General features: G+C 68.4%; 8 protein-coding genes. 3 read left to right on the forward strand and 5 right to left on the reverse strand.

The features are described 5' to 3' along the window. Positions 1-58: 58 nt before the first annotated feature. The 3 genes from AC1DCU_RS08845 to AC1DCU_RS08855 all read right to left on the reverse strand — a co-directional run bounded on the left by AC1DCU_RS08845 (position 59) and on the right by AC1DCU_RS08855 (position 5,419). Positions 59-3,079: a two-component regulator propeller domain-containing protein gene (locus AC1DCU_RS08845; protein ID WP_442251035.1), complete on the reverse strand. Its 3,021-nt coding sequence runs from the start codon at positions 3,077-3,079 to the stop codon at positions 59-61. A 213-nt stretch (positions 3,080-3,292) separates the two neighbouring features. Further along, positions 3,293-4,684, reverse strand: a complete 1,392-nt coding sequence (locus tag AC1DCU_RS08850; RefSeq protein WP_025875397.1) for an ATP-binding protein — start codon at positions 4,682-4,684, stop codon at positions 3,293-3,295. Between the two features lie 6 nt (positions 4,685-4,690). Beyond that, positions 4,691-5,419: a response regulator gene (locus tag AC1DCU_RS08855; RefSeq protein WP_032975821.1), complete on the reverse strand. Its 729-nt coding sequence runs from the start codon at positions 5,417-5,419 to the stop codon at positions 4,691-4,693. Positions 5,420-5,624: 205 nt separating this feature from the next. On the opposite strand from AC1DCU_RS08855, the gene AC1DCU_RS08860 reads away from it, so the two are divergent. Genes AC1DCU_RS08860 through AC1DCU_RS08870 form a run of 3 tightly spaced genes read left to right on the forward strand, consistent with a single transcriptional unit; the run spans position 5,625 to position 10,254 of the window. Then, positions 5,625-6,863: an efflux RND transporter periplasmic adaptor subunit gene (locus AC1DCU_RS08860; RefSeq protein ID WP_025875401.1), complete on the forward strand. Its 1,239-nt coding sequence runs from the start codon at positions 5,625-5,627 to the stop codon at positions 6,861-6,863. Next, entirely contained in the window at positions 6,860-8,818 is a 1,959-nt protein-coding gene (locus AC1DCU_RS08865) for a MacB family efflux pump subunit (protein ID WP_032975817.1), read from the forward strand. Before AC1DCU_RS08860 ends, AC1DCU_RS08865 begins: the two co-directional genes overlap by 4 nt. After that, the gene (locus AC1DCU_RS08870; RefSeq protein ID WP_442251034.1) at positions 8,815-10,254 is read left to right on the forward strand and encodes an efflux transporter outer membrane subunit; all 1,440 of its coding nucleotides are present in this window, start codon (positions 8,815-8,817) and stop codon (positions 10,252-10,254) included. Before AC1DCU_RS08865 ends, AC1DCU_RS08870 begins: the two co-directional genes overlap by 4 nt. A gap of 146 nt (positions 10,255-10,400) precedes the next feature. On the opposite strand, the gene rlmB is transcribed toward AC1DCU_RS08870, so the two are convergent. Further along, positions 10,401-11,144 carry a 23S rRNA (guanosine(2251)-2'-O)-methyltransferase RlmB gene (rlmB, locus tag AC1DCU_RS08875; protein WP_025875407.1) on the reverse strand — a complete coding sequence of 248 codons (744 nt, stop codon included), beginning with the start codon at positions 11,142-11,144 and terminating at the stop codon, positions 10,401-10,403. Positions 11,145-11,273: 129 nt separating this feature from the next. Beyond that, positions 11,274-11,759 carry a GFA family protein gene (locus AC1DCU_RS08880; RefSeq protein ID WP_025875409.1) on the reverse strand — a complete coding sequence of 162 codons (486 nt, stop codon included), beginning with the start codon at positions 11,757-11,759 and terminating at the stop codon, positions 11,274-11,276. Positions 11,760-11,918: the final 159 nt, after the last annotated feature.

The following is an 11,918-nucleotide window of genomic DNA, read 5'->3' on the forward strand; positions in this document are numbered from 1 at the left end:
GCCGATTGGTACGGCAATGCCAGTAGATCCACGCCATGCGTGGATGCTTTGCATTGGATCAACCGATGCTCGTGCGATCCCTGCCGTCACTCTTCGCGCGGTACAACGCGCGGTCGGCGCGCTGGTACAGCAGTGCCGGGGTGCGGTCGTCGCCGTCCAGTTCCACCAGGCCGGCGCTGAAGGTCACCCGCAGGCCGGGGATGCCGGCCCAGTCCGGGTGGTCATGGAACAGGCCACGCAGGCGCGCGCACAGCTGCGCCGCTTCCTCCAGCCGGGTGTCATTGAGCAGCAGCGCGAATTCTTCGCCGCCGGTGCGTGCCGGCAGGTCCGAATCGCGGCTGGCGGCAGCGATCACCTGGGCCACTTCCACCAGTACCGCATCACCGATGCTGTGGCTGTGCTGGTCGTTGACGTCCTTGAAGTGGTCGATGTCCAGCACCACCAGGCAAAGCGGATGGCCGCTGCGCTGGGCGCGGGCGAAGTCGCGGGCCAGCGCCTCGTCGAAGCCGCGACGGTTGGCCAGCCGGGTCAGCGCGTCTTCGCGGGCCTGCCGTTCGAACGCCTCGGCCTGCCGCGCCAGGCGCTCGGCCAGCTCGGTCTTCTCCTGGTTCAGCGCCTGCAGGTGCACGGTCTGCGCCTGCAGGTCGAAGGTGGCCTCGTCCACGCGCCGTGCCAGGCGCAGGTTGCTGGCCTTGTACTGCTGCAGCAGGAAGCGGTACAGCGCCACCAGCGCGGACAGCAGCACCAGCCCGATCAGCGCCTGCACGCTGTGCCGCTGCCACCAGAACGGCTCGACGGTAAAGCTCCACACTGCTTCCTGATGCCCCCAACTGCCACCCGGGTGCGCGGCGGCCACGTGCAGCGTGTAATCACCCGGCGGCAGGCCGACGAATTCCACGCTGCGCTGCGGGCCACGTTCCACCCAGCCGTTGTCCAGCCCCTCCAGCCGTGTGCGGTAGCGGATGCGGTCGGACATCAGGTAGCTCAGGCCCACGTAGCTCACCGCAAGCCGTCGCCCACCGGGAATCAGGTTGCGCTCGGGGCCTTCCCAGTGCACCGGTGCACCGTCGACCTGTACGTTCTCGATTGCCGCAGGCGGTGCCGGGCGTTCACGGAAACGCTGCAGCCGCTGCGGATCGACCGTGCTCAAGCCACCGGCGGTCACCACCCAGAACGTGCCGTCCTGGCGCAGGATCGCCGAGGGACCGGAGCTGCCGTTGGCCTGCGCATTGGCCATGCCGTCGATCTCGTTGTAACGCTCCACCGTGACCCGCGGCGCGCGTCCGTCGGCCACGGCGTTGAGCGTGGCCATGTCGGTGCGCAGTACTCCGCGGTTGCTGCTGATCCACACGTTGCCCAGTCGGTCGGGCACCAGCTGGAACACCGCGTCCACCGGCATGCCCTGCTCCAGGCCCACCCGTGCCAGCGTCCCCGCCTGCCAGCGGTACAGCCCACGGTCACTGCTGATCCACATCGCATCGCCGATCTGGTGGAAGCCGAACACGCTGCGGCCACCGCCCAGCGGCGCCAGGTCGATCGACTGCACCTGGTCACCGCGCAGCACGCGGACGCCTTCAATGGTGCCGATCCACAGATTTCCCTGGTGATCGTGTTCCAGCGCGGTGGTCAGGCCTCCCGGCATGCCAGGAACGGTGGGCACGGTTACCTGGTCACCCTCGATGCGGACCACGCCCTTCTGCGTCCCCGCCCAGACCACGCCGTCAGGCGCGATGCTGATCGCACGGATGTTGCCGCCAGGCAGGCCATCGGCCGCCGCGTAGTTGTGGCGAAGCCGTCCATCGGCGTGCAAGCGGTAGATGCCGTCGCCGAAGGTGCCCACCCACAGATCGCCGCCGGCATCCTGCGCCAGGCTCAGCACCGAAGGCGCCTTGCCACCGCGGTTGTGCAGCGGTATCGCGCGGAATCGACCGTCGGCGGTCTGCAGGTCCAGGCCGCTGGCGCTGCCCACCCACAGGTGGCGGTCCCGGTCTTCGAGCACCGTGCGCACGTAGTCGCCGCTGAGGCCATCGCGTTCGGTGTAACTGCTGAACAGGGTTTCGCGCAGGCGGTACAGGCCGCCATTGGCACCCACCCAGATGCTGCCCTCGGCGTCTTCACGCAGGCTGACCACGCGCCCGCCGGGCAGGTTCAGGCCCGCCGGCAGGCGCTCCAGGCCATGCGCCGAGATGCGTAGCAGGCCCTGGTTCTCGGTGCCCAGCCACAGGTCGCCATGGCGGTCCTGCARCATGGCGGTCAAGTGCAGCTGGCCGGGCAGCCGGTGCACCAGCACCAGACGATCATCCTCCACCCGGTACAGGCGCTCGCCCGCGACGATCCACAGCGCCCCATCGGGCGCGCGATAGGGCCACGACAGGCCCTTGTCCACGCCCCACGCCGCCGGCGCGCGCTGCAGTACGCCGTCGGTGTCGCGCAGCACCAGGCCGTCAAGGGTGCCGATCCAGACTCGGTCCTGCGCGTCGACCGCCATCTTGGTGAAACTCATCGCCAACGGCAGGTCCGGCGGCGGGCGCTGGTAGACGATGCCCTTGTCCGGGGTCAGATAGCCAATGCCCTTGCCCTCGTACAACAGCCACAGGCGCCCTTGGCTGTCCATCTGCATGGACTGGATCAGCACCTGCGGCGTATCCGGTTGATGTTCCCAGACCCGCCACTGGCCGTCGCTGCCGCGGTGGCTGACATTGCCGCGCGAATCGCTGATCCACAGACCGCCCTGCGGGTCGACCAGCAGCGCGCCGATGCCGTTGTCGCGCAGCCCCGGCCGGGTGCTGCGGTCGAACACGGTGAAATCCAGGCCGTTGTAGCGCACCAGGCCTTCCCAGGTGGCGAACCACAGGTGGCCTTCCGGGGTCTGCGCGATGTCGCGCAGCGAGTTGTGCGGCAGACCATTGCGCGAGGTCCACACGTCGATGGCGTAGTCGCGCAACGGCGGCGCGCCACTCTGCGCGGCCAGTGGCGTGGCAATCGCCAGCAACAGCCACAGCACACCCACCCGCAGCAGGCGACCGATGTTCTCCGCGTGGCGCCCCGCCCGGCGCCTGCCCGCCCCCTGCCCGCCCATCAGCGCAGCGGCGGCGGCCAGCTGCGGATGCCGGTGGCGGCAGCAGACGCGAACAGGGACAGCCGCACCGCGCAGGGCGGCATGCCGGCAGGAACAGGCAGGCTCATCGGACGAAGAATGGGGAAGTACGCAGATGATAGGGCAAACCCTGTCACCGGCGTCACCGCGCCCGGGCAGCCCGGCGCAACCGGGCCGGGTCCGGGATCAATGCCGCTACCGCGCCTCGGCGCTGGTCGACCACTGCACCACCGCTTCCAGCCCACCTTCGGGGCGGTTGCGCAACCACAGTCGGCCCCCGTCCTTCTCGGCCAGCGCGCGGGCGATGGTCAGGCCCAGGCCGGCACCGCCGGTCTCGCGCGAACGGGATGTCTCCACGCGCACGAACGGGTCGAACACCGCTTCCAGCTGGTCATCGGCCAGCCCGGGGCCATCATCGGCGATGACCACCGTGATCGTGCCCTCGCCGCGCTCGACACGTACCCGGGCGCGTTGCGCATACATCACCGCGTTGTCCACCAGGTTGGAGAACAAGCGATGCATCGCCAGCGGGCGCAGCATCAGCACCGCGCCGCTGCGGCCTTCAAAGACGACGTCGGCGCCGTCCTCGGCAGTGTCCTCGACGATGCTCTCCAGCAGCGAATCCAGGTCCAGCGCGGCGCGCTGTTCGGCACTCTCCGCACTCCGGGCCAGTTCCAGCCCCTCGCGTACCAGTGCCTGCATCGCAGCCAGGTCGCCGATCAGGCGCTCGCGCAGCGTCTCGTCGGTCACGTTTTCCAGGCGCAGGCGCAGCCGGGTCAGCGGCGTCTGCAGGTCGTGGGTGATCGCCGCCAGCATCTGCGTACGTTCGGCCAGGTGGCGCTGCAGCCGATGCTGCATGGCATTGAAGGCTTCGGCGGCGCGCTGCACCTCACGCGGCCCGCGCAGCGGTAAAGGTGCCCGCTGCAGGTCATCGCCCAGGTCCTCGGCGGCGGCCGCCAGCTCCTGCAGCGGCGCACTGGCCATGCGTGCAACCACGTAGGCCAGCACGGCAATGGCCAGTACCAGCAGGGTCAGGAACAGCGGGTCCACGGCAAGGATGCCGTTGTGCGCGATCGCCGGCGAATCCAGGGCGAGCTTCAGCAACGTGCCGTCGTTGAGCACCACGTCCACCGCCCGGCACTTGGGCGGGATGAAGGTGGGATCGCGTTCGTGTGGCGGCTTGCGGTGGCCCGGCGGCGGTGGCGGCAGCAGGTCCTGCAGCTTGGGAATGCACGAACGGAACGAGGCGAAGTGCACATGCGCCCGCGACACCGGGCCCGGGCGGTCTTCCAGTACTTCCATCAGCGCCTTGTCGGCCCGCCCGATGCGCGCGCCGGGCTGCAGTGCCCGCACGCTGGGGCCACCGATCTCCAGCAGCCGCTCGCGCAGCTCCGGGTTGCCGTCGAGCAGGTTGATGTAGCCCTGCAGGCGGTCGGCGATGCGGTTCAGGTTCTGCCGCTCGAATTCCTGCTGCCGCTTGGAACTGGCCAGCATGGTCGCGCCGATCGCGGCCACGCTCATGCCCAGCAGCAGGATCACGAACAGCCGTCCGACCATCGAGGACAGGAAGTGGCGCAGGCGCTTCATCGCGGCTTATTCCAGGTTGACGGCCGAGGCCAGCACATAGCCTTCGTTGCGCACGGTCTTGATCAGGCCATCGGGGCCACCGTCATCAGCCAGCTTGTTGCGCAGCCGGCTGACCTGCAGGTCGATCGCCCGGTCCTGCGCTTCGTAGTTGCGGCCGCTGCTGAGGGCCACCAGCTGCTCGCGCGAGAGCACCTTGTTGGCATGGGCGATGAACACCCGCAGCAGGCGGAATTCGGCGCCGGACAGCACCACCACGCGCCCGTCCGGATCGACCAGGTGGCGATGCTCCAGGTCGAAGATCCAGCGTGAGAAACGCGCACGGCGCACCGCCAGCGGTTCCAGGTTGGCCGGCAGCGCTTCGGTACGGCGCAGCACGTTGCGGATGCGCGCCAGCAGTTCACGCGGCTCGAACGGCTTGGCCAGGTAGTCGTCGGCGCCCATTTCCAGGCCGAGTACGCGGTCGATCGGCTCGGCGCGCGCGGTGAGCATGATCACCGGCGTGTTCGAGCGCGCGCGAAGGTCGCGACACAGGGTCAGGCCATCCTCGCGCGGCAGGTTGAGGTCGAGCACGATCAGGTCCACGTGTTCGCGTTCCAGCAGCTGGCGCATGCTGGTGCCATCGGCGGCGGTGCTGACCTGGTAGCCAGCACGGCCGAGCTGCTCGGCCAGCAGGGTGCGGATATCGTTGTCGTCATCGACGATCAGCAAACGGTGCATCGGGTTATCAGTCTCCATGTCGCGAATCATCCCGTGTCGGCAGCTGAACCGCATCCAGGCCAATGCGTACCACTGTATCCCCTGCAGTGCGGGATACCTGCCGATACGCAGTCTCGCAGACAGTGTTACATAGAGACACACCCCGAGGATTGAGCACAGCGTCGCTCGATCTTCACAATGCCCACCAACGCCGCCGCTGCGGCCCCCAGAGTGAAGCCGCCACGTGATCTCCCGCCTGTTGCCCGCGACCCGCAAGGGTCGCCTGATGTTGATCGCCCTGATTGTCCTGATCGCCGCTGTATCCGCCTGGTGGCTGCTGCGCAAGCCTGCCGCACCGGCGCTGGCGACCACCCCGGTCAGCCGCGGCGACATCGAGCAGACGGTGGAAGCTACCGGCGTGATCGACGCCTACAAGCTGGTCAGCGTCGGCGCGCAGGCCTCCGGCCAGATCAAATCGCTGAAGGTGCAGCTGGGCGATACGGTGAAGGAAGGCGACCTGATCGCCGAGATCGACGCCACCACCCAGCAGAACCAGGTGCTCAACGCGCAGGCCTCGCTGGACCAGGTGACCGCGCAGCGCGCAGTGCAGCAGGCCACCCTGCGCCAGGCCGAACTGGAGTTCGCACGCCAGCAGCAGATGCTGGCTGCCGAAGCCACTTCGCGCCAGGAATACGACGCCGCCGAGGCCCAGCTGAAGACCGCGCGTGCGCAGCTGCAGTCCTACGAGGCGCAGATCAAGGGCCGCGAAACCGAACTGGGCACTGCCCGTGCCAACCTGGCCTATACCCGCATCGTCGCGCCGATGGACGGCACCGTGGTGGCGGTAGTGGCCGAGGAAGGCCGCACGGTGAACGCCAACCAGACCGCGCCGACCATCGTGATGCTGGCACGGCTGGACGTGGTGACCGTCAATGCCGAGGTGTCCGAGGCCGACGTGGTCAAGATCAAGGCCGGCATGCCGGTGTACTTCACCACGCTGGGTGACCCGGACCGCAAGTACCACGCCACGCTGCGGCAGATCAATCCGGCACCGGCGTCGATCGCCAACGAAAGCTCGTCCAGTTCCAGCAGCTCGTCCAGTTCCAGCTCCAGCAGCGCGGTCTACTACAACGCGTTGTTCGACGTCGAAAACCCCGATGGCACCCTGCGCATCGACATGACCGCACAGGTATCGGTGCTGCTCAAGCAGGCCAAGGGCGTGCTGATGGTGCCGGCCGTTGCACTGGGACCGAAGTCGCGCGATGGCGAGCGCATCGTGCGGGTGGTCGACGACAAGGGCCAGCCGCAGCCGCGCAAGATCAAGGTCGGCATCAACAACGGCGCCAACGTCGAGGTCCTGTCCGGCCTGAAGGAAGGCGAGCGCGTGGTGGTCGGCGAAGGCGGCGCTGCGGCAGCCGCTGGCGGCGGCAACCGTGGCGGCATGCAGATGCGGGTCGGCGGCCCGGGCATGGGGCGCCGATGAGCATGACGGCGCCACTGCTGCGCCTGCGCGACCTTCGACGCGAATTCCCGGCCGGTGAAGATGTCATCGCCGTGCTGCGCGACGTCAACCTGGACATCCATGCCGGGGAGATGGTGGCGATCGTCGGCCAATCCGGGTCGGGCAAGTCCACGTTGATGAACATCCTCGGCTGCCTGGACCGCCCGACCCGTGGCAGCTACCAGGTGGCGGGCCGCGAGACCGGGAAAATGGCGCCCGACGAGCTGGCCGAGCTGCGCCGCGAGCACTTCGGTTTCATCTTCCAGCGCTACCACCTGCTGGGTGATCTCGACGCACGCGGCAATGTGGCCGTACCGGCGGTGTATGCCGGCAGCCCCGGCCCGGTGCGCACCGCGCGTGCCGAGCAGCTGCTGCAACGGCTGGGCCTGGCCGACCGCATGCACCACAAACCCGGGCAGCTGTCCGGTGGCCAGCAGCAGCGCGTGTCGATCGCGCGCGCGTTGATGAACGGTGGCGAGGTGATCCTGGCCGACGAACCGACCGGCGCCCTGGACACGAAATCCGGCGAAGAGGTGATGGCCATCCTCGGTGAACTGCATGCCGAAGGCCACACCATCATCATCGTCACCCACGACATGAGCGTGGCCGAGCACGCACAGCGCATCATCGAGATCCGCGACGGCGAGATCATCGCCGACCGTGCCAATCCGGCCGCGCCCAGCTACCGTGCGCAACGCGAGCCGAGCGCTGGCGTGGCCCATGGCAGCAGCTGGCAGGCCGCCCGCGACCGCTTCACCGAAGCGTTCCGGATGGCCCTGCTGGCGATGAACGCCCATCGCCTGCGCACCTTCCTGACCATGCTCGGCATCATCATCGGCATCGCTTCGGTGGTCTCGGTGGTGGCACTGGGCAACGGTTCGCAGCAGCAGATCCTGCAGAACATCAGCGCGCTGGGCACCAACACCATCGACGTCTACCCCGGTCGCGGCTTCGGCGACATGCGTTCGGCGCGGGTGCAGACCCTCAAGGCCAGCGATGCCGATGCCCTGTCACGGCAGAGCTACGTCGACAGCGCCACCCCCAGCGTGTCCAGTTCGGTCACCGCGCGCTACCGCAACCAGTCGGCCACCGCGCAGATCAGCGGCGTCGGCGAGCAGTACTTCCGGGTGAAGGGCGTGAGCCTGCTCAGCGGCAGCTTCTTCGACACCGACGCGGTGAAGGGGCTGGGCCAGGTGGCGGTGATCGATGAGAACACCCGGACCCAGTTCTTCCCCGACAGCGATCCGATCGGCCAGGTGATCCTGCTCGGCAACGTGCCGGTGCGGGTGGTCGGCGTGGCCAAGAAGCAGAGCTTCGGTTTCGGCGGCAGCACCAGCCTGAGCGTGTTCGTGCCCTACACCACGGTGATGTCGCGCATGCTCGGGCAGAGCCACGTTTCCAGCATCACCGTGCGGGTGAACGATGAAACGCCGATGGATGCGGCACAGGAAGCGATCACCCGGCTGCTGACCATGCGCCACGGCACCGAGGACTTCTTCCTCAGCAACAGCGCCGAGATCCGCGACACCATCGAACAGACCACGCGCACGATGACCCTGCTGATCGGCGCCATTGCCGCCATCGCGCTGCTGGTCGGTGGCATCGGCGTGATGAACATCATGCTGGTCTCGGTGACCGAGCGCACCCGCGAGATCGGCGTGCGCATGGCGGTGGGGGCGCGGCAGAGCGACATCCGCCAGCAGTTCCTGATCGAAGCGGTGCTGGTATGCCTGCTCGGCGGATTGCTTGGCATCGGCCTGGCACTGCTGATGGGCGTGTTGATCGGCCGGTTCGCCAGTGATTTCCAGGTGCTGTTCTCCACCGCTTCCATCATTGCCGCCTTCGCCTGCTCGACCCTGATCGGCGTGGCGTTCGGCTTCCTGCCGGCACGCAGTGCCGCCCAGCTCGACCCGGTGGAGGCCCTGGCCCGCGAATGAAGATGATGACCCGACTGCCCTTCCCCGCTCCCTCGCGCCTGCTGCTGTCCGGCGCCGTGCTGCTTGCACTCTCCGCCTGCGCTTCCGTGGGCCGCTATCCGGTCGAAGACCCCAGCGTTGCCGCCACCTATGGTCGTGGCGATGCGACCCTCAACGCACCGGCCGACGACCCACGCAGTGGCCTGGATACGCCGGCCCGCGACATCCGCCAGGACAACTGGTGGACCGGCTTCGGCGATGAGCGCCTCGACCGCCTCGTCGCGCAGGCGCTTGCCGCCAACAGCGACCTCGGTGCGGCCGGGCTGGCGGTGCAGCGTGCACGCCTGCAGGCCGGGCTGGCCAGCAACGCGCTGTGGCCGCAGCCTTCGTCGTCCGGCGTGAGCGGCAGCGGCAGCCGCGCCACCGACCAGGCCGACGACTGGCGCCGCAGCTATTCCACCGGCGTGTCGCTGGGGTGGGAAATCGATCTGTGGGGCCGCCTGCGCAGCCAGCGCGACATCGCCCGCTGGGAGGCCGACGCCAGCGAAGAAGACCGGCAGAACACCGCCCTGCTGGTGATCGGCGATGTCATCAACCAGTACTGGGCACTGGCCTACCTCAACCAGTCCATCGCCACCGGCCAGGCCAACCTTGAGCGGCTGCAGCGCACGCACGAACTGGTACAGGCGCGCTTCGATGCCGGTGCGGTTTCGCGCCTGGAAGTACGCCAGGCCCTGCAGAACCTGCAGTCGCAGCGTTCGGCGCAGAGTGCGCTGGAACAACAGCGGGTGGAGGTGCGCAACGCGCTGACCGTGCTGCTGGATGGCACGCCGTGGCCGCAGCAGGACGAACCGCAGAACCTGCTGGAGGCGCAGAGCCCGAGCATTGCCGAAGGCCTGCCCGCCGACCTGCTCGGCCGCCGGCCCGACCTGCGCGCGGCCGAACTGCGGCTGCGCAACAGCCTGAAGACGATCCGGGTGACCGCCACCCAGTACTACCCGGCACTGAGTCTTACCGGCAGCCTGGGTTCCAGCGCCACCTCGCTGGGCGATGTGCTGCGCAATCCGGTGGCGACGCTGGGAGCTGGGCTGTCGCTGCCCTTCCTCAACCTGCAGCGCGCGCAGCTGGATACGGACGTGGCCGGCACCAACTACCAGATCGCCGCCACCAACTTCCGCAAGACGCTGTACACCGCGCTGTCGGAGGTGGACAACGCCTTGTCCGCACGCGAGCAGCTGCTGCGCCAGGTAACCGCGTCGCAGGCGTCCTACGATGAAGCGGTGGAAGTGGAACGTGCGCAGGAAGTGCGCTATCGCGTGGGCGCCACCGATCTGCGCACCTGGCTGGAAGCGCAGCAGACCCGGCGCGACGCGGAACTGTCACTGGCACGGGTGCGGCAGAGCCAGTTGAACAACGACGTGACGCTGTTCAAGGCACTGGGAGGGAGTGCGGGGTAAGGCGTCCGGAGCGCCAACCAAGGTTGGCGACTACCGCCTGCCCGGTAGGTGTCGCCCTTGGTCGACACGGCGGATCAGAAAAAAGGGTCAGATCCCTTTCCCGTGGGAAAGGGATCTGACCCCGATCAGGTCTCCGCAGCTGTCGATCAACCGCGCTGGCGCACGGCCTCGAACAGGCTGACGCCGGCAGCAACCGAGACGTTCAGGCTCTCGATCTCGCCCGGCATCGGAATCTTGACCAAGCCATCGCAGTTTTCGCGGGTCAGGCGGCGCAGGCCGTCGGCTTCGCCGCCCAGCACCAGGGCGATGTTGCCCTTCAGGTCCAGCTGGTACAGCGACGCAGTCGCCTCACCGGCCAGGCCGTAGATCCACACGCCCTGCTTCTGCAGGTCCTTCAGGCAGCGCGACAGGTTGGTCACCGCCACCACCGGAATAAGGTCGGCAGCGCCGGCCGAGGTCTTGCGCACGGTGGCATTGACCGTGGCCGACTTGTCCTTGGGAATGATCACGGCGGTGGCGCCGGCAGCGGCGGCCGAGCGCAGGCAGGCGCCGAGATTGTGCGGGTCCTGCACCTCGTCCAGCACCAGCAGCAGGGCCTTGCCTTCCGCAGCCGTGACCAGCCCTTCCAGCTCGTTCTCGTTGTAGGTGCGGGCGGCGGCATAGCGTGCGGCCACGCCCTGGTGGCGCACCGAACCGCCCACGCCGTCCAGCGCCTGGCTGTTGACCTTGCGCACGTCGATGCCCTTGCGGCGGGCGTTTTCCTCGATTTCGACCAGGCGCGGGTTCTTCGCACCGGCCTCGACCAGCACTTCGCGGACGTTCTCGGCGTCGTTCTCGATGGAGGAGGCGACGGCGTTGACGCCGACGATCCACTGGCTGTTCTTGCTCATGCGGGCAGGACCGGAAAGGGGGTGGCTATGGTAGAGCATCGGCGGACGCGGCGCTGCGGCGGCTGGCCGGTAGCGCCGGGCCATGCCCGGCGACCGTTGTCCGTCGCCCCCGCCGGGCAAGGCCCGGCGCTACCCGCGCGTGCGCGGCGGCCAGTGCGGGGTGTCGTGGTCGGGATGCTGGTGGGAAACGACCGTGGCCAGGAATTCCAGCGCGGCCATGTCCTGTTCCGTACGGCGTGCCGGCAGCCGGCCCAGCCCATCGACGAAGGGCAGCTTGCGCTCGACGCCGTACTGAAGGGTTGGCGGCAGTCGTTCAGGCTGGTCGAACGCACCGGCGGCCACCGCCACGCCATCGGGGGCCTCATAGGTCAACGGCGTGCCGCAGTCGGCGCAGAAGCCGCGCCGCACTACGTTGGACGACTGGAAATAGCGCGGTTGGCCACGGGTCCAGCTGAACTGCACACCGCGCACCGACACCAGCGGCGCGTAGTAGGCGCCGAAGGCCTTCTGGCACATCCGGCAGTGGCAGATCGAGCTGTCGGTGAGCTCGCCCCGCGCCTGGAAGCGGATCGCGCCGCACTGGCAGCCGCCGCTGTATTCGGGTTGGCCCTGCATTGCTGCTTTCCTCCGGAACATCGTGTCGACCAAGGTCGACACCTACCGATGGGGAGCGTGTCGAGCAAGGTCGACACCTACCGATGGGGACGTGCCGCCCGGGACCGGCGCCTACCGGGATGGTCGGCGCCGGCGTGGCAGGTGCCGACCGTTGGTCGG

This window comes from Stenotrophomonas sp. 10L48, assembly GCF_056395105.1.

What these genes read in the sequence shown, in the direction of transcription:
- AC1DCU_RS08880 (WP_025875409.1), bottom strand. Translation starts at nt 11,759, where the DNA reads ATGCAGGGCCAACCCGAATACAGCGGCGGCTGCCAGTGCGGCGCGATC.
- AC1DCU_RS08850 (WP_025875397.1), bottom strand. Translation starts at nt 4,684, where the DNA reads ATGAAGCGCCTGCGCCACTTCCTGTCCTCGATGGTCGGACGGCTGTTC.
- AC1DCU_RS08865 (WP_032975817.1), top strand. Translation starts at nt 6,860, where the DNA reads ATGAGCATGACGGCGCCACTGCTGCGCCTGCGCGACCTTCGACGCGAA.
- rlmB (WP_025875407.1), bottom strand. Translation starts at nt 11,144, where the DNA reads ATGAGCAAGAACAGCCAGTGGATCGTCGGCGTCAACGCCGTCGCCTCC.
- AC1DCU_RS08870 (WP_442251034.1), top strand. Translation starts at nt 8,815, where the DNA reads ATGAAGATGATGACCCGACTGCCCTTCCCCGCTCCCTCGCGCCTGCTG.
- AC1DCU_RS08855 (WP_032975821.1), bottom strand. Translation starts at nt 5,419, where the DNA reads ATGGAGACTGATAACCCGATGCACCGTTTGCTGATCGTCGATGACGAC.